This is a genomic window from Pseudomonas medicaginis, from assembly GCF_965119365.1.
GTDB lineage: Bacteria > Pseudomonadota > Gammaproteobacteria > Pseudomonadales > Pseudomonadaceae > Aquipseudomonas.
The window spans coordinates 6,765,988-6,782,864 of sequence record NZ_OZ221631.1 but is presented as its reverse complement, the minus strand read 5'-3'; the positions used below and the strand labels follow the sequence as shown (position 1 = coordinate 6,782,864).

Below are 16,877 nucleotides of genomic sequence, written 5' to 3'. Positions count from 1 at the left end.
GGATTCTGCCAGGACGGCGGAGTGAAATGGATGTCAGGGAAACAGTCTGCAAAGCCCCGCTTCGGCGGGGTTTTCTTTTGCCTGCGTTTTTTGTCGTTGCGCGGGTTTGGCCATTCGGGCCGCATTTCCTGAGTATTCTCACTGAACCCTGACGAGCGGTCGGGGGTCAATGAGCTGTATGGCAACGTAGCCATCGCCAATCAGGGAGTCATCCATGGATATCATTCGAATCATCATCGCCATCCTGTTGCCGCCATTGGGTGTGTTTTTGCAGGTGGGTTTTGGCGGGGCTTTCTGGCTGAACATTCTGCTGACACTACTGGGTTATATTCCGGGCATCGTGCACGCGGTGTACATCATCGCCAAGCGCTGAAGGTTCTGTTGCCAGGTGTTCGCCACTTCCTATAGGTGCGCATCCATCACCTTGCGATAGAACAACCATTCATGTTCCAGCGCATGCGCCTGGTTCGCAGCCTTGCGAAAGCCATGACGCTCATCCGGATAGTAGTGCGCCTCGACCGCGACGCCGTTGGCCTGTAAGGCCCTGACCATGTCGCGGGTTTGCTGCGGCACCACCACGGCGTCCAGCTCACCCTGGAAAAAGATCACCGGCACGCGAATGCTCCCGGCGTGCAGCAACGGGGTGCGGGCGCGGTAGCGTTCGACGTCCTGTCGCGGGTCGCCGATCAGCCAGTCCAGATAGTCACCTTCGAACTTGTGCGTGGCACGGCTGAGGGCGACAGGGTCGCTGACGCCATAGAGGCTGGCGCCGGCACGGAATACAGCATGGAACGCCAACGCACAGAGGGTCGTGTAGCCACCGGCACTGCCACCTCGAATGAACGCATGACGGCCGTCGACCAGGCCTTGCTCATCCAGGTAGGCGACCACCGCGCAGGCATCCTCGACATCCACCACGCCCCAACTCAAGTGCAACGCCTGCCGATAGGCCCGGCCGTAGCCGCTGCTGCCGCGGTAATTGAGATCGGCAACGGCAAAGCCACGCTGGGTCCAATATTGGATACGCGGATCGAACAGAGGGTAACAGGCCGAGGTGGGGCCGCCGTGAATGAACACCACCAGGGGCGGCTTCGCTTGTTCATTCATGGCCGGGTAAAAGAACCCGTGGGCCTCGCCTGATCCGGATGGATAGCGCAGGGTTCGAGGACGGCTGATCTGTTCGACGGGCAATGGCGCGACGCCGCCGGCCAGCACGGCCACTTCATGACTATGCCGCTCGATGGCAATGACCGCCGATGGGCGGGTCGGCGAGGCGGCAATGGCGTAGATGAACCGCTCATCCAGCGCCAGGCTGCGAAAGCGGGTGTAGGTGCCGGTAAAGTCCTCAAGGGCCCCGTCATCGCGACACAGGCCCAGACGGCCGAAGCCCGCTTCGGTCCAACTCGCCAGGTACGTGTATTCACCCAACGGCAGCCAGGTACAGCCCCCCAACTGCCATGGTGCAGGGGCATGATCGGCTTCGGCGGCAGGCAGCGGTACCAGGCCTTGGGCCGAGGCCCTCCAGGGCTGCCAATAACCACCGCGATCACTCAGGCAATAAAGGCGACCGGACGCGTCGAAGCGCGGTTGCTGGATGGACGCGTCCTCGCCGTCGCCAGCCACACAGCGTGGCTCGCCCCAACCCGAAGCATTGCGTTCGGCCAACATCAACCGCGTTGCTGTCCAGGGTTGATGCGGGCGGCTCCACTCAACCCAGGCGAGCCGCTGGCCGTCCGGGCTCAGGGTCGGCGAGGCATAGAAATCGGCGCCTTCGGCCAGCAGATGTCGTTGATGATCCGCCAACCCGATCGATACCAGGCGATGCTGGTTGGCCTGCTCTTCCACCGCCAGCACCTGGCCGCCGGCGAAGCCAAGATCCCCGTAGCGACACTCCCCGAAAGTCAGCGCCACGGGCCCGCCGCCGCTCAGGGATTGGTGGTACAGCTGCTGGTCGGTCTCATTGACGAACAGCACGCCGTCATGGCTCAAGCAGAACGCCCCGCCGCCGTATTCATAAACCCGGCTGCGCGCGCTGAACCCGTCCGGCGTCAGGCAGTGGGCCTTGTCGTCTTGCCAATGCCAGATCCGGCAGGCGCCGTCCGCGGGGCGGTATTCATTCCAGAACAGGCCCAAAGGCCCAACCTGCAGTTCGGCGAAGTCGGTGCCGGCGGCAACCGCCTGGGCGGCGCTGAAAGGCTCAGCCTTTAGCGATGAGGCGTGAGTTTCGTTCATTGCGAAAAGCCAACTGTTCAATGGTTTGCATGGCGTGCTCGGCGTCTTCGCGAGCCTGCAGGATTATCCCGTGATGTTCGGACTTGCTGCACACCGGGTCGGCATTGCTGGCGTCGCCGGTGAGCATGAACGCCTGGCAGCGGCAGCCGCCGAAGTCCTTTTCCTTTTCATCGCAGGAGCGACACGGTTCGGGCATCCAGTCATAACCGCGAAAGCGGTTGAAGCCGAACGAGTCGTACCAGATGTGCTGCATGCTGTGGTCGCGCACGTTGGGAAATTGCACCGGCAGTTGCCGGGCACCGTGACAGGGCAATGCCGTGCCGTCCGGCGTGACGGTGAGGAAAATGCTGCCCCAGCCGTTCATGCAGCCCTTGGGGCGTTCTTCGTAATAGTCCGGCGTGACGAAGATCAGCTTGCAGGGATTGCCTTGCGCTTCCAGCTTGGCGCGGTATTCGTTGGTGACACGTTCGGCGCGCACCAGTTGCTCCCGGGTTGGCAACAGGCCGACGCGGTTGAGCTGCGCCCAGCCGTAGAACTGGCAGGTGGCGAGTTCGACGAAGTCGGCTTCCAGGGCGATGCACAGCTCGATGATGCGGTCGATCTTGTCGATGTTGTGCCGATGGGTGACGAAGTTCAGCACCATCGGATAGCCGTGGGCCTTCACCGCCCGGGCCATCTCCAGTTTTTGCGCGAAGGCTTTCTTCGAGCCGGCTAGGAGGTTGTTCACCTGCTCGTCGCTGGCCTGGAAACTGATCTGGATATGGTCCAGGCCGGCCTTCTTGAAGTCGCTGATTTTCTGCTCGGTCAAGCCGATGCCGGAGGTGATCAGGTTGGTATAGAACCCCAGCCTGCGCGCCTCGCCGATCAACTCGGCCAGGTCCTGGCGCACCAACGGCTCGCCGCCGGAAAAGCCCAGCTGCGCGGCACCCATCTCCCGGGCTTCGCGAAAGACCTTGAACCATTGCTCGGTGCTCAGCTCCTTGCCTTGTTCGGCGAAGTCCAGCGGGTTGGAGCAGTACGGGCATTGCAGCGGGCAACGATAGGTCAGCTCCGCCAGCAACCATAGCGGCAAACCGATCGCTGGCTGGTCAGGCAAGTTCGATCCAGTGCTGTGCACGGGCGACCTCCATGAATTGCTCGATGTCGTCACCGAGTTCCGGCACGTCGGGGAACTGCTTCGCCAACGCGTCGATGATGGCCGCGACATCCCGTTCACCATCGATCAGGCCACCGATCAGCGCAGCGCTGTCGTTGAGCTTGATCATGCCTTCAGGATAGAGCAGCACGTGGCCTTTCTGGGCCGGTTCGTACTGGAAACGATAGCCGGGGCGCCAGCGCGGGGTTTGGCTGCGATCGAAACTCATAAGGTAATTCCTTTGTGCCAAACCCGTTGGTCGGTCACGGTGTGATACGGCGGGCGGTTTAATTCGTAGGCCATGCTCATGGCGTCGAGCATGCTCCAGAGGATGTCCAGTTTGAACTGGAGAATCTCCAGCATGCGTTCCTGGCCTTCGCGGGTGGTGTAGTGCTGCAAGGTGATCGCCAGGCCATGTTCCACATCACGTCGGGCCTGGCCCAGGCGGGTGCGGAAATACTCGTAGCCGGTCGGATCGATCCACGGGTAGTGCTGGGGCCAACTGTCCAGGCGCGATTGGTGGATCTGCGGGGCGAACAGTTCGGTCAACGAGCTGCTGGCAGCTTCCTGCCAACTGGCCCGGCGGGCGAAGTTGACATAGGCGTCCACCGCGAAGCGCACTCCCGGCAGCACCAATTCCTGGGAGCGCAGTTGATCGGGGTCCAGGCCCACCGCCTGGCCCAGTCGCAACCAGGCCTCGATACCACCGTCTTCACCGGGCGCGCCGTCGTGGTCGAGCAGGCGCTGGATCCACTCGCGGCGGATTTCCCGATCAGGGCAGTTGGCCAGGATCGCGGCGTCCTTGAGCGGAATGTTCACCTGGTAGTAAAAGCGGTTCGCGACCCAACCCTGGATCTGCTCGCGAGTGGCACGGCCTTCATACATCGCCACGTGGTAGGGGTGATGGATGTGGTAATACGCGCCCTTGGCACGCAGGGCCGCTTCGAACTCGGCGGGGGACAGGGGGGTGTCAGTCATTTCGGTTCTCCGGGAAATGCCCGTGGGTTCTGTGGCGTCAGGGCTGGCCCCATCGCGAGCAAGCTCGCTCCCACAGTAGTTCGAGTTGCATTGGATATCTGATTCACAGCAAAACCAGTGTGGGAGCGAGCTTGCTCGCGATGGGGCCGGTCCAGCTGGATCATGCCTGGCCGACACACCACAACTTCGCCCCACAATCGTTCCGACCTTCCTACAACTCAATACTCATTCCGTCGTAAGACACTTCAATCTTTCGGCGTACAAGCTCGGCCCGCTCGGGCGAATCTTCATCCAGGATCGGGTTGGTGTTGTTGATATGGATAAGAACCTTGCGCTGCACGGGCAGTTGCTCCAGCACTTCGAGCATGCCGCCGGGACCGTTCTGGGCCAGGTGGCCCATTTCCCGGCCGGTACGGGTGCCGACGCCACGGCGCTGCATTTCATCGTCGTCCCACATCGTGCCGTCCACCAGCAGGCAATCGCTGCCGGCCATGATCTCCAGCAAAGGCTCGTCGACACTGCCCAAGCCTGGAGCGTAGAACAGCTTGCCACCGGTGCGCAGGTCTTCGACGATCAGCCCGATGTTGTCCCCCGGGTGCGGGTCGAAGCGGTGCGGTGAATAGGGTGGCGCGGCACTGCGCAAGGGCAGTGGGGTGAAGCGCAGGTTCGGGCAGGCCGCAATGGTGAAGCTCTGGTCGAGCTCGATGCGGTTCCAGCTCAGCCCACCGTTCCAATGGGTCAGCATGTTGAACAGCGGAAAACCGGTGCTCAGGTCCTCGTGGACCATGTCGGTGCACCAGACTTGATGCGGGCAGCCTTCGCGCAGGCTGAGCAGGCCGGTGGTGTGGTCGATCTGGCTGTCCATCAGGATGATCGCGCCAATGCCGGTGTCGCGCAGGGCCCGGCCTGGCTGCATCGGGGCAAACCCCTGGAGCTGGGCGCGAATGTCCGGGGAGGCATTGCACAGCACCCAGTTCACCCCATCATCGGAGATTGCGATGGACGACTGGGTACGCGCCTGGGCCCGCAGGCTGCCGTTGCGAAAACCTGCGCAGTTGGCGCAGTTGCAGTTCCACTGGGGGAAACCGCCACCGGCGGCAGAACCTAGAATCTGGACGAACATGGCTGCTCCATCTGCAAACCGAAATAAAAACGCCTCGGCTGGCCGAGGCGTAGTGCTGCGTGCTTAAGCGCCTGCGGCAATCAGCGGCTGGCGAAGTACATGGTGACTTCGAAGCCGATACGCAGGTCGATATATGCGGGTTTGGACCAGGACATGGGAATACTCCTTTGGTTGGGGTGCGACGGTTGAGACCTATACATATAGTCCACCTCCGTTCGGAGATGTTCAGATGCTTAGGCGCCTATGTTACTAAATCTGACAAATTCGTTCGCCGCGATTCTCGAAGAAAGCTCATTGCAGCGGCTGCAATGATCACGGCGCCGCCTGCCAGTGTTCTGGCGGACAGGCGCCGTTGCTCAGGCAACACCATCCTCCCTCGGCATCGATCAAACCCTGGGCGGCGGCTTGTAGTTGTGGGCGATCCAGCTGCAGGACGGCCTCGGGTAGTTGCTCAAGGTAATCCGACGGGCGTCCGGCCAGCTTGGCCTGCCAGAGCAGTTCGGCGGCCTGGGCGCAAGGCAGGGCGCAGCTCTGGAGTTGGGCGGCGAGCGCCCGCTGCTGCTCGGTCAGGAAGGTCGCATCGAGCTGCTGGATCAGCGCCGGTAACCCGGCCAGGAACGCTTCGATGTGGGCGATCAGTTGTGCCGCCGAAAGGCTGGGGGACTGGACGCCGAATAACAACCCGGTTTGCCCATCGATCTGCTTCAAGCCGCTGAACACGGCATAACCCAACTGCAACTCAACGCGCAGGCGCTGGTAGAACGGCGTCTGGCACAGCTGTGCCAGCCAGCGCCAGGCGGCTTCATCGGCCATTGCCAGGGTGGGCGTGGGGCAAAACAGCAACACGGCTGCTTCTTCACCGTGGGTCTGGAGCCTATGCCAGATGCGTTGCCCGCGCGGCATCGTCGTCAGGTTGACGTCTTCGCCGGCAATGCCCGGCACACGGGCCAACACCGGGCCCAGCGCCCCTTGGGTGGCGGCCGACAGACCGATGGACAGCCCGTCCCATCGAGCCGTTGTCCACACGGATTGATCACGTTCGGGCACTGGCAACGCTGACGAGGGCCGGCCATGATTCGGCAGCGCTTTCAACAAATGTCGAATCGGCATCGGCGGAGTGTCGCCGCCGGCCTGGGCCTCTGGCAGCGGTTGAGCAAGCGTCGCCAGAACGTGTTCGAGCACCAGCGGCATCGGTGCCTGCAAGCCGACCAGTTTCAGCAGGCATTGTTGGCCGGACGGTTCGAAACTGACGTCCACGCCGGCCTGCCGAGCCTCTTCGCGGACATCCTCCACGTGTCGATCGAGCCTGGATTGGAAGTCGAGCGGTGCCTGGGTCGTCAGTTGCCAGCGCAGGTACACCGCGCTTTCACGACCGTTGTCTGGCAGCGCCTGGCTGAACTGCATGGGCGAGCGCTCCCGCCTGCCCCGGGAGCGGTCCTGGGCGAAGGTTCGCAAGCCACGGTGGGCGCTGGTCTGGCCGCGTATCAGGCCGGCGCGAGGCGCTTCGCTTGGCGTTTGCAGGAACGGGTTGGGCGTGGGCAGGTGCCATTGCTCCACGACGCTATCGGCGGGGTGCAGTTGCTTGAGGGTTTCCCTGAGCCTCACGAGGTCGTTTGCCAGCAGCGGTGCGTCACGCCCTTCCCCGTCCCAGCGGGCCAGCTGCAAGGCTGATCCTGTCTCCTGCCGACGCTGCAACAGTGCAGTGAACTCCTGGCGCAACGGCACCCAGTCGTCCTGGGCAGCAAAGAAGCCCAGCCAGTCGTGCAGCAACGGCTGGATGTGCGCCGCTGCCTCAGCGTTGCGGTGCTTGAATTCGATGTGCAGCAGCGCCTGTTCGGAAAATTCATACAGCGCGGTGGCCTTGAGGCTGTCAGCCAGGCCGCGTTGACGCAACGTGGCGAGCAAGCCGCCCGGTTTGCTGGAGTTCAGCCACATACACAGAAAATCCAGGGCTTGAGGCGAGGCGCTAGGCAAGTCTTCGAAGGCGAACAGCAGATCAAGGCAACCCTCGCGGACCTGTTGATAACTCGTCGGGGACGATGCCATCAAACTGGGTGGCGCTTGCCTGGCAAGCGCTTCGCCGGCAGGTATGTGGCTGTCGAACTGTTCAGCCAGCGCTTTCAAGGCGTCGATGCTTTGCGGGCCGGCCAGGCTCAGGGTCATCTGGCCGCTCCGGTAAAAGCGGCGATAGAAGTCGTGCAATGCGTTTTGGAATTCGGTTTGCGCCACCGCGAGGCTGTCGCGATTGCCGGCATGAAAACCCCGCAGCGGATGGGTCGCCGACAGGCCGTCATGCAAGGCAAGCTGCCGCTGGGCTGCAGCATCCTGGGACCAGGCGATGAACTCGGCGTGCAGCACTTCCCGTTCGCGCAATTGATCGGCCTCATCCAGGCGTGGGTGAGTGAGCATGTCCCCCAGCCGTTCCAGTCCGTCGGCGAAGGTTGCGGGTGGCAATTCGAAGAAAAAATCCGTGGTGCGTTCGCTGGTGCGTGCATTGACCTGGCCGCCATGGCGCTGCACGTAGGCCATCAGGTTCTCCCCAGCGGGAAAACGCTCGGTGCCGAGGAAGAACAGATGCTCGAGCAAGTGCGCCAATCCCGGCCAGGCCAGGGGCGCGTCATGGCTGCCAGCCGCGACTCGCAGTACTGCAGCGCTGCGCTTGAGGCCTGGGACGTGACGCAATGTCACCCGCAAGCCGTTGGCCAGGGTTTCAGTGTGGGGGCGGAGGGAGTCGGGGGCCGGCATGAGCGCTTCCAGAACAAAGATGCGCTCATGCTAGCGGATTAGGCCGCGTTCTCAATCCTCAATCAGTGTTTGTGCAGGTCGTCGTAAAGCTCAGGGCGGCGATCGTGCAGGTAGTTGTAGGCCGCGCGGGAGTCGTCCATCAGTTGTCGATCCAGTTCTCCGACGATCAAGGCTTCGTCCAGCCCCGCCAGCGCCGGGCGGCTGCCATTCGGTGCGGCGATACTGCTTTGGCCGCAATACTGCAATTCACCTTCGTGGCCGCAGTAGTTGGCGTATGCCACGAAACACTGGTTCTCGATGGCTCGGGCCCGCACGGTGACGTCGGCGATGAACTCGTAGGGTTGCATGTTGGCGGTCGGCACCAGGATCAGCTCGGCGCCGGCCAGGGCCAGGCGTCGGGCATTTTCCGGAAACTCCAGGTCGTAGCAGATCAGCAGGCCAAGCTTCCAGCCATTGAGCTCCACGATGGGCAATGCGGCGTCGCCAGCGCTGAACATGGCGTGATCGAGGTCGCCGAACAGGTGGCTCTTGCGGTAGTTGGCCAGGCGCTCGCCCTGGGCGTCGATCAGTTGCACGGCGTTGTAGATCTGCCCCTCTTCGCTGCGTTCAGGGTAGCCATAGACAATCGCCAGGCCGGCTGCCTTGGCAATGCGGGCGATCTGTTGCGCCCACTCGCCGTTGTAGACCTCGGCCAACACGTTCACCGCATCGACGCCGATGTTGTAGCCGGTCATGAACATCTCCGGCAGCACCAGCACATCGGCGCCCCTGGCTTCCAGCGCCACCTGGTGCAGGCGTTGCAGGTTGCCGGCCGGATCCAGGGGCAGCGGTGGGCATTGATAGAGGGCTACACGCATCGAAAACTCCTTTTATTCAGGCAGGGCGATCGGACCGATCTCATGGAACACATCACCTGGACCCGGGTTCTCGGCGTGAGTTTCACCGCCGAAGTGCTTCATGATTCCCCATACGGCATTGAGTGAGGTCTGTACCGCGCCTTCAACCCAGGCCGGTGTCCATGAGACGTCATCGCCGGCGATAAAGATCCCGCGTTGTTCGGCCGGCATGTCGTCCTGCATGAAATGTGCGTACATGCGCTGGTTGTAGCGATAGTGGCCGGGCAGGGCGCCCTTGAAGGCACCGAGGAAGTGCGGGTCGGCTTCCCAGGACACGGTGATCGGGTCGCCGATGATCCGGGCGGCGATGTCCACCTTGGGGTAGATCTTCTTCAGGGCATCGAGGGCCAGCTTCACGCGTTTTTCCACTGGATGCGGCAGCATTTTCAGGGCGTCGCTCATCCAGGAGTACGACAGGCAAATCACCCCAGGCTTGTCGTCCCCGTTGTCGAACAGATAGGTGCCACGGGTCAGGCGGTCGGTCAGGGTCATGCTCATCAGGTCGCGACCGGTTTGCGGGTCCTTGTCCTTCCAGAACGGCCGGTCGACCATCACGAAGGTCTTCGACGATTGCATGTAGCGGGTGCGGTCCAGGGCCATCCACATTTTTTGCGAGAACAGCGCTTCTTCACATTCGATCTGGGTGGTCAGCAACCAGCTCTGGCAAGTGACCAGCACTGCGGCGTATTCGCGGGTGTTTTCCCATACGTCTGTCACGCTGAACCGGCCATCGGCCGCACGGGCAATGCGCTTCACGCCGCTGCGGGGTGCGCCCAGGTGCAGCGAGTCCAGGCTGGTCCCTTCGGGCCAGTGCACGCAGCGTTCCGGCACGTGCTTCCAGATGCCGTGGGGCACCTGCTCGACGCCACCGACCACCAGGTGCTGGTGGTCGTCGCAGTTGGTCATTACGACGCGGAAGATTTCCAGCATCGAATTGGGGAAATCCGAATCCCAGCCGCCGGTGCCGAAACCGACCTGGCCGAACACTTCGCGGTGTTGGAACGAGAGCTTGGCGAACGCCTTGGAGGTGGCGACGAAGTCATAGAAGGTGCGGTCGTCCCACAGCGGCACCAAGGTGTTCCACAATTCCTTGAGGCGCGGCACGTCGCGGTCGCGAATTGCCTGCTGGATCTCGCCAAAGCGCGCGCCATCCTCCAGTGCATCGGCCCAGGCGTCGGCGACTTCCTGGAACAGTGCGGGAAGGTCCGCCAGTTTCTGCGCGTAATAGGTCTGGCCTTCCAGGTCGATGACTGTGCTGCCGGAAGCCGGGGTCAGCGGGTTGGGGAACGGTTTGGTCTCCAGGCCCAGCTTGTCGACGTAGTGGTAGAACGCGGTGGAGGACACCGGGAAACGCATGCCGCCCAGCTCGGCAATCACCCCTTCGGCGCCGTTGAACGCCTGTGAACGCAGGCGCCCGCCCATCTTCGAGGCCTCGTAGACCACGGGCTTGAGCCCCAGCTTCATCAGCTCGTATGCCGCCACCAGGCCGGCGATCCCGGCACCGACAATCGCCACTTCCGTACCGTGGTTGTGGGCAGGAATACTGCCCAGGCCTGCTGGATGCTCGATCCAGTCGTCAAAGGCGAAAGGAAAGTCGGGCCCGAAAATGGTGATGGGCTTCTTGCCGTCTGCTGGGTGGCGATTGTGCTTGTTCATGGCGGACCTTGATGGGCGTCTCGACGCGACGTTCGCGTCTGAGTATAGGAAAGATGCCAGCCATTCTAGGGAGCGTGGAGCACGTTAATAAGACACAATATGTCGTCGTTTTGAGCGTATGACAGTCATTTTGATCTATTTACAAAACATAATGACGAAACCTGTCCACTGTGGGAGCGAGCTTGCTCGCGATAGCGTCGGTTCAGTCAGCAGTTCATGGACTGACAGACCGCCATCGCGAGCAAGCTCGCTCCCACAGGTTAAGTGACGCAGGGCTTAGACTGGCTGGCCTCGATCGATCTTGCTGCTGAGGATGATCGAGGTGGTGGTCTTTTCCACGCCGTCCACGCTGCCGATCTGGTCCAGCAACTGGTCCAGCTGTTCCGGCGAGTCCGTGCGCAACCAGGCGACATAGTCGAACTCACCGCTGACCGCGCACAGTTGCTGTACCTGGGCCATGGCGCTCAAGCGGCGCAGCACGTCCTTGCCGGAACGCGGCTGGACCTTGATGCCGACGTAAGCCTGCAAGCCGCCGTCAATCACTCGTTGCCCCAGGCGCACGCCATATCCGGTAATCACCTTGGTCTTTTCCAGACGTGCCAGCCGCGAGGTCACGGTGGTGCGGGCGATACCCAGTTGCCGGGCGAGCATGGCGACGCTTTCCCTGGCGTTGATTTGCAGCGCCGCGATCAGCTGCCGGTCGATTTCGTCGAGGACGGGAGGGCGGGTATCAGTCAAAGTGGGCTCCGGCGCAGGCATTCGATAGCGAGCATGTTACAGGCTCTCACGTGCGAAATAGCCGATGGCAGGCAAAGCCAGTGCGCGCCAGGCGCAGGCCAGGTGTACCTGTGAAGTCCTGAACCAGAAACCGTCCTGGCAAACCAGCTGTTCGGTGGGCAACTGCAACAAGAAATCCAGTGAGAACGACTGCACTGAGCCTGGGTCGTCATTGTCTTGCGCTTCCCAATCGCGCTCGAAACACCGTACATGCAGCTGTTCGTCGTCGAAGCTTTCAAACAATGGCCGGTTGCCCAGCCACTGCGGATGCACCCGCAACGTGTGTTCCTCGACATCCAGGAGCAGCAATTGCCAGCCTCGATAACGTCCACACTGTTCTGTCACATCGGTTGCCATGCAGGTCAGGGCCAGGTAACGGCTGTCCGTCGACCAGATCATCGACGGTGCCAGGTCAGCCAGCGCGCAGCCTGAGGCTGTCAGCAAATGGCCTCCGAGCCGTGGCGCCTGTGCACGCACCCAACTGTCGGCATATTCCGTTTCGCTGCCGAACAGCCAGGCGGCATCCTTATGGTCGGGGGCCGGCTGGATGAAGTCACCGTCGGCGTTGGCCACTTGCGGACACTCCACCAGGCGCCAGGGGGCAACGCTGTGCAGTTTTGAGTCTGTTACCTGCAGGTCCACGGTGTTGTAGAACAGCCGGGATTGCTCGCTGGGATGAAAGAACGAAGGGTCGCTGCCGATCAGCGGTGCAGGGATGTTGAAGCGTTGCAGTGCGCTGCTGTCCAGGTCGTGGTCAAGACGACCGGCCACCACTGCCAGACTCAAGTGGTCATCCCGAAAGTCGAGTATCCGTTCCACCCACATGGAGGGGCCTTCCAGCAGGCGTCGATCTTTCACATCTGCAATGACCGCATGGGTGGTCACTGTCGTTAAGTCGGCAAAGGGCAGCAGTGCCAGGTAACGCCCGCAATCAGAGACGCGATGATCCAGCAGCCAACTGCCTGGCAAGTGCCAATCACCGATCTGGCAGCGATAACCGCCAAGCCCCTCGCGATTGTCGCAAAGCCAGATCAACTGAGCGCATGCGCCACCCAGCATCGGCTGCGTCTCGATGTACGAGTCACCGCGCAGGCCTCGGCTGTCCAGCGGCATCACAATGGCCGTGCGGGTCAGTGTGAATTCAGCGACGTTTACCCGCCCCTGGGCGTCATGACCGGCCTGGGTTTCGGTATCGCTGTGGATGCTGTCCAGGCGGTAGCCATATCGGCCGGAACCCGGTCGCGGATAATCGAGGTACGCGCCGATATGCACATGGTGCGCATCGAGGCTCAGCAACTCATGCCAGTAGAAGGACGGTTCAGCGGCACTCTTCACCCACGGCAATGGCAAGGCGCGCCAGCCTTTGTCGAGCTGCCACAACCAATACTGGTCGCCATCTGCTTGAGGATCCCGCGCCTGGGCCAGGCAGACCAGGGCGCGTTGATCGCTGCTCCACACCAACGGCGCATCGGCCGCCATCAGCAGGTCGGACGGTTGCCCGTTGACGCTGACGGTGTAGCGCGGTGAACGCAGCGGTTCCAGTGGCTGGGCCAGATCACGGAACGTCGAAGGCAATGAAATGTTGCCTTGCAGGCATTGCAGGCCATCAGCGGAACGTCGTTCGAATGTGTGTAGGAGATGCTCCGGATGCCAGTCGGGTTCCAGCCAGAGATCGGCGACAGGCACCAGATTGGAAACGCTGGCGGTTTTTAACAGCTCATCGAGCCGGGTTTCGCGAACGCTGTCATCCACCAATGGACTGTGGCGGCCGCGCAATACGTCGAGGTCAAAAGCGTCCAACTCCCACAGTTCGCTGTCGGCGCAGCGGTACAACTGGCGTTGCTGACGGTCGAGCACCACCAATCCCCATGCCTGCCGGGACGGTATCGGTGCCGCGAAATAACGCCCGTCGCTGGAGAACACGGCCGAAGAGCCAAGGCCTTGCAGGAGCACACCGTCGGGGAACAGATAGTCGCAATAAGTCGGGCCGCCCATGGCGATTTCGCCGTGGTTGAACGCCCGGATCGGTTCACCTTCAGGCGTCAGTTGCGGTTCGCTTCCTCCCCAGGCACTGGCTCCTTTGACGCCAACCAACACCAAGCCCAAACGCCGCTCCCATGCGCTGACGCACGCGAGTCCGCCGATGATGCTGACAATTGCCACCAGGATTCCCCACCACTCGGGCAGGGCCCTGCCCAGGCTGAAGCCCAGGCCGAACACGGCGCCGATCATCAGCCGGGCACAGCCTCGACCGATCGATAGCCAGCCCAGACGCGCGGCAAGTCCCATCAGCAGGCCGAAGAACAGCACTACCAATAAAGCCAGCGCAGGTGGCAGCAGCGTGACGAAAAAGGCCGGCACCAGCAGGATGCTGAGTTGCCAGAACAGGTCAAGAAACAGTCGAGAGAGGCTGGGGCTGGCGATGATGGGCGTCTCGGTGAGGAAGCTGCGGGGGCTTAGGCGTGGGGAGGGTGAACTTCACAGAGTATTACTACAGGTGAGTACAGGGGCAAGGACGGGGAGCGGTTGGTTACCAGAGTTGTTATGGCGATCAAAAAATCGTCAGCCTTCAAAGCTGAGTTCGACAAAAAACCAGACCCTGATGGGTCTGGTTTTAGGGGTGGGCGGCATCTAAACAACCCGAGTGCTCAGGTCCGGGCACTGTGCAAGTGGCGATTAAAAATCGAAGAACACCGTTTCTGATTCACCTTGCACATGAATGTCGAACCGATAAACCAACTTGCCGTCCAGCGTGGAGCGCTTGGCAATCAGGGATTCGCGACGTGGCGACTGCTCGATCAGACCCAGGACGGGGTCCACGGCGTTCGCCTCGGATTCGTCGTCGAAATACAGGCGGGTCTGCAAGTGAATGTTGATCCCGCGAGCAAACAGGGAAACGTTGATATGCGGGGCCATGGGAACACCTGCGGCGTTTTTCACGGTGCCGGGTTTTACGGTCTTGATGATCCACGCTCCGTCGTCGGCGGTGGCAGTACGGCCAAAACAGTTGAAGGGCTTTTCCAGATCGTATGCGGTGTCGTAGACGCCTTGCGGATTCGCCTGCCAAAACTCCAGAAATCCATCACGAATCAAATGGCCGTTGCCGTCATACACGTGGCCCATCAGTACGATGTGCTCACCTGGTGCGCCAGGCTTGGCCATTTCATTCCAGATTTCCTGTTCCCGCGGCGGATTACCAGCCGCCTCCAGCGCCAAGCCGATATGCACATAAGGGCCGGCTGTTTGCGAAGGGGTTTCAGGCAGAAGTTGAACGGACATGCGCATGCCTCCTCAGCGGTTTTCGAAGTGGGTCTTGCGCTGTCCGCGCAGAACAATATCAAAGCGATAAGCCAGGCAATCCATAGGATTGGCCATGCTCATATCAAGCTTGGCGATCAAACTCTGCACCGCCTCCTGATTCGCGATCGTCTTGACGATCGGACACATGGGAATGAGCGGATCGCCTTCGAAATACAGTTGAGTTATCAAGCGCGTGGAAATGGACGGACCGCTGATGGAGACATGGATGTGGGCCGGTCGCCAGTCATTGGGACCGTTGCGCCATGGGTAAGGACCCGGTTTGACCGTGCGGAAGCTGTAGTTGCCGTCACGGTCAGTCAGCGCGCGGCCGACCCCGCCGAAATTTGGATCAAGCGGCGCCAGATAGCTGTCTTTCTTATGCCGGTAACGACCCCCCGCATTGGCTTGCCACATTTCCACCAACGTATGGGGAATCGGTTTGCCGAATTGGTCACAGACCCGGCCCGCGACGATGATGCGTTCGCCGATGGGCAAGCCGCCGTGATTGAAATTGAGCAGCAGATCGTTATCGTGCAGGCCCATTTTCAGATGGGAAAAATCCGGCCCGCTGGTTTCCGACAGCGACTGGGGAATACTCACCAGGGCCTGGCGCGGGGAACGCAGGATCGAAGTCTTGTAGTCAGGTGTCAGGGCTTTGGGGTGCCAATTACGGTCACGAATGACGAAGCGGCTGTCATGCGCATCAGACATGTCGATTTTTCCTGTTGTTATGGTTCGGCAGAGGCAAGCGCTGCATGGCAGCAACGGGTAGCCCAGTGTCCTCCGGCGCGGTCCAACCCAACATTGAAAAAACCGACTCGATCCATATCCAAATGGTTATGGGTATTTTCCTTCGAGGTATTCCTGCCCGACTTCGCGAAGTGCTTCCATGCACCACTGCGCCTGGGGTGTCACCGGCAACGCGGGATTGGTGCACAGCCCCACGGAACCGCCTGGTTCCCGTGTCCCTAATTCCAGTTCCACCAAAGCGCCTTGTTTCAAGTCCTGCCGGACCGCGTCGAAAGGCGCAACCCAGATGGCCTGGCTGCATTGTACGTAGCGCCGACTCAACGCGACCGATAGGGTTTCCAGGCGTTGGCGTGATGGGGTAATGCCGTGCTGAACAAACAGGGCGTCGGCGAATTTACGGATGGTCGTCCCCGCCAGTGGAAGCACCCAAGGATAGTCTTCGAGATTCTTATGCCCCTGTGGATTGGCGAGCACAGGATGGTCGTTGCACACCACCAGGGTCATGGACTCGCTGAAGAGGTGTTCGAACGCCAGCCCATGAATCAATGGGCTATCGGTCATTCTGCCAACCACCAGGTCCAATTCACCAACGCGCAGTTGCGATAGCAAATGCGCACTGGGGCCGGTCACCACGCTGATTACGAGGGCCGGATGTCGAGCATGCAATCGACAGACAACCTCAGGAACCAACAGGCTTTCGACCGTGGACAGCACGCCAACGCTAATGGCAATGGGCTCGTGGACACCTGCGCGCAGGCTATTGACCCCTTCTCGCAGCGCTTGCACGCTCGGCCCCGCATATCGCAGGAAAGCTGCGCCAGCTTCCGTCAGCGTCGCCCCCTTCTTGCTTCGTTCGAACAGCACGGCGGCCAGCAACATTTCCAACTCCTTCAACGTCTTGGAAAGCGCCGGTTGGCTGATTGCCAGTTTGTCTGCCGCACGGGCCAGGCTTCCCTGGCGCGCCACTTCGAGAAAACACACCAGATGACGGAATTTGATGCGTGTGTCGATGTTCAATCGGGTCGCTGCCTTCAAAGGACTTTGGGATGCGCAGTGTTTGTGCTGCGGGTTGCAACGCCTGAAGGCGACAGTGGGAGGCTCGCTGGGGGACTACCTGTTGCAGAGCCGTTCATGAACATCTTCGCCTGGTGCGCAAAGTCCACAGTCTCAGAAACGACAAAGCCGCGCAATGCGCGGCTTTGAGTATGGTGGGCCCACACGGACTCGAACCGTGGACCAAAGGATTATGAGTCCTCTGCTCTAACCAACTGAGCTATAGGCCCTC

At 61.3% G+C, this 16,877-nt stretch carries 15 protein-coding genes and 1 tRNA gene; 1 reads left to right on the top strand and 15 read right to left on the bottom strand.

Features of this window, described 5'->3' with window-relative positions:
- Positions 1-214 precede the first annotated feature (214 nt).
- Positions 215-373, top strand: coding sequence for a YqaE/Pmp3 family membrane protein (locus tag ACMTA2_RS29990; RefSeq protein ID WP_038436734.1), 159 nt, complete (start codon positions 215-217; stop codon positions 371-373).
- A gap of 29 nt (positions 374-402) precedes the next feature.
- On the opposite strand, the gene ACMTA2_RS29985 is transcribed toward ACMTA2_RS29990, so the two are convergent.
- The 15 genes from ACMTA2_RS29985 to ACMTA2_RS29915 form a co-directional block, all read right to left on the bottom strand.
- Positions 403-2,232, bottom strand: coding sequence for a S9 family peptidase (locus ACMTA2_RS29985; RefSeq protein ID WP_413792950.1), 1,830 nt, complete (start codon positions 2,230-2,232; stop codon positions 403-405).
- Positions 2,198-3,328 carry a pyrroloquinoline quinone biosynthesis protein PqqE gene (gene pqqE, locus ACMTA2_RS29980; protein ID WP_413792949.1) on the bottom strand — a complete coding sequence of 377 codons (1,131 nt, stop codon included), beginning with the start codon at positions 3,326-3,328 and terminating at the stop codon, positions 2,198-2,200. Before pqqE ends, ACMTA2_RS29985 begins: the two co-directional genes overlap by 35 nt.
- Positions 3,321-3,596 (bottom strand): pyrroloquinoline quinone biosynthesis peptide chaperone PqqD, encoded by a 276-nt coding sequence (gene pqqD / locus ACMTA2_RS29975; RefSeq protein WP_122566667.1) that lies wholly within the window; start codon positions 3,594-3,596, stop codon positions 3,321-3,323. Before pqqD ends, pqqE begins: the two co-directional genes overlap by 8 nt.
- The gene (gene pqqC / locus ACMTA2_RS29970) at positions 3,593-4,345 is read right to left on the bottom strand and encodes a pyrroloquinoline-quinone synthase PqqC (RefSeq protein ID WP_413792948.1); all 753 of its coding nucleotides are present in this window, start codon (positions 4,343-4,345) and stop codon (positions 3,593-3,595) included. The genes pqqD and pqqC overlap by 4 nt, the downstream gene beginning before the upstream one ends.
- 211 nt (positions 4,346-4,556) lie before the next feature.
- Entirely contained in the window at positions 4,557-5,468 is a 912-nt protein-coding gene (gene pqqB, locus ACMTA2_RS29965) for a pyrroloquinoline quinone biosynthesis protein PqqB (RefSeq protein WP_413792947.1), read from the bottom strand.
- An 80-nt stretch (positions 5,469-5,548) separates the two neighbouring features.
- Positions 5,549-5,623, bottom strand: a complete 75-nt coding sequence (gene pqqA, locus ACMTA2_RS29960; protein WP_003177660.1) for a pyrroloquinoline quinone precursor peptide PqqA — start codon at positions 5,621-5,623, stop codon at positions 5,549-5,551.
- Positions 5,624-5,780: 157 nt separating this feature from the next.
- Positions 5,781-8,213 carry a pyrroloquinoline quinone biosynthesis protein PqqF gene (gene pqqF, locus ACMTA2_RS29955; RefSeq protein ID WP_413792946.1) on the bottom strand — a complete coding sequence of 811 codons (2,433 nt, stop codon included), beginning with the start codon at positions 8,211-8,213 and terminating at the stop codon, positions 5,781-5,783.
- A 62-nt stretch (positions 8,214-8,275) separates the two neighbouring features.
- On the bottom strand, positions 8,276-9,070 hold the full coding sequence (locus ACMTA2_RS29950; RefSeq protein ID WP_413792945.1) for a carbon-nitrogen hydrolase family protein: 795 nt from the start codon (positions 9,068-9,070) through the stop codon (positions 8,276-8,278).
- A gap of 12 nt (positions 9,071-9,082) precedes the next feature.
- Positions 9,083-10,765 (bottom strand): flavin monoamine oxidase family protein, encoded by a 1,683-nt coding sequence (locus ACMTA2_RS29945; RefSeq protein ID WP_413792944.1) that lies wholly within the window; start codon positions 10,763-10,765, stop codon positions 9,083-9,085.
- A 276-nt stretch (positions 10,766-11,041) separates the two neighbouring features.
- Entirely contained in the window at positions 11,042-11,503 is a 462-nt protein-coding gene (locus tag ACMTA2_RS29940) for an Lrp/AsnC family transcriptional regulator (protein WP_018607342.1), read from the bottom strand.
- A gap of 36 nt (positions 11,504-11,539) precedes the next feature.
- Positions 11,540-13,903, bottom strand: coding sequence for a hypothetical protein (locus ACMTA2_RS29935; protein WP_413792943.1), 2,364 nt, complete (start codon positions 13,901-13,903; stop codon positions 11,540-11,542).
- Positions 13,904-14,218: 315 nt separating this feature from the next.
- Positions 14,219-14,821 (bottom strand): protocatechuate 3,4-dioxygenase subunit alpha, encoded by a 603-nt coding sequence (gene pcaG, locus ACMTA2_RS29930; protein WP_413795744.1) that lies wholly within the window; start codon positions 14,819-14,821, stop codon positions 14,219-14,221.
- Between the two features lie 12 nt (positions 14,822-14,833).
- On the bottom strand, positions 14,834-15,553 hold the full coding sequence (pcaH, locus tag ACMTA2_RS29925) for a protocatechuate 3,4-dioxygenase subunit beta (RefSeq protein WP_413792942.1): 720 nt from the start codon (positions 15,551-15,553) through the stop codon (positions 14,834-14,836).
- Between the two features lie 126 nt (positions 15,554-15,679).
- On the bottom strand, positions 15,680-16,609 hold the full coding sequence (gene pcaQ / locus ACMTA2_RS29920; RefSeq protein ID WP_413792941.1) for a pca operon transcription factor PcaQ: 930 nt from the start codon (positions 16,607-16,609) through the stop codon (positions 15,680-15,682).
- A gap of 189 nt (positions 16,610-16,798) precedes the next feature.
- Positions 16,799-16,875 (bottom strand) — tRNA-Ile (locus ACMTA2_RS29915).
- Between the last annotated feature and the right edge of the window lie 2 nt (positions 16,876-16,877).

Coding starts and splice junctions, on each gene's coding strand:
- pqqC (WP_413792948.1), bottom strand. CDS start 4,345: ATGACTGACACCCCCCTGTCCCCCGCCGAGTTCGAAGCGGCCCTGCGT.
- ACMTA2_RS29990 (WP_038436734.1), top strand. CDS start 215: ATGGATATCATTCGAATCATCATCGCCATCCTGTTGCCGCCATTGGGT.
- pcaH (WP_413792942.1), bottom strand. CDS start 15,553: ATGTCTGATGCGCATGACAGCCGCTTCGTCATTCGTGACCGTAATTGG.
- pqqD (WP_122566667.1), bottom strand. CDS start 3,596: ATGAGTTTCGATCGCAGCCAAACCCCGCGCTGGCGCCCCGGCTATCGT.
- ACMTA2_RS29945 (WP_413792944.1), bottom strand. CDS start 10,765: ATGAACAAGCACAATCGCCACCCAGCAGACGGCAAGAAGCCCATCACC.
- pqqF (WP_413792946.1), bottom strand. CDS start 8,213: ATGCCGGCCCCCGACTCCCTCCGCCCCCACACTGAAACCCTGGCCAAC.
- pcaG (WP_413795744.1), bottom strand. CDS start 14,821: ATGTCCGTTCAACTTCTGCCTGAAACCCCTTCGCAAACAGCCGGCCCT.
- pqqB (WP_413792947.1), bottom strand. CDS start 5,468: ATGTTCGTCCAGATTCTAGGTTCTGCCGCCGGTGGCGGTTTCCCCCAG.
- ACMTA2_RS29985 (WP_413792950.1), bottom strand. CDS start 2,232: ATGAACGAAACTCACGCCTCATCGCTAAAGGCTGAGCCTTTCAGCGCC.
- ACMTA2_RS29950 (WP_413792945.1), bottom strand. CDS start 9,070: ATGCGTGTAGCCCTCTATCAATGCCCACCGCTGCCCCTGGATCCGGCC.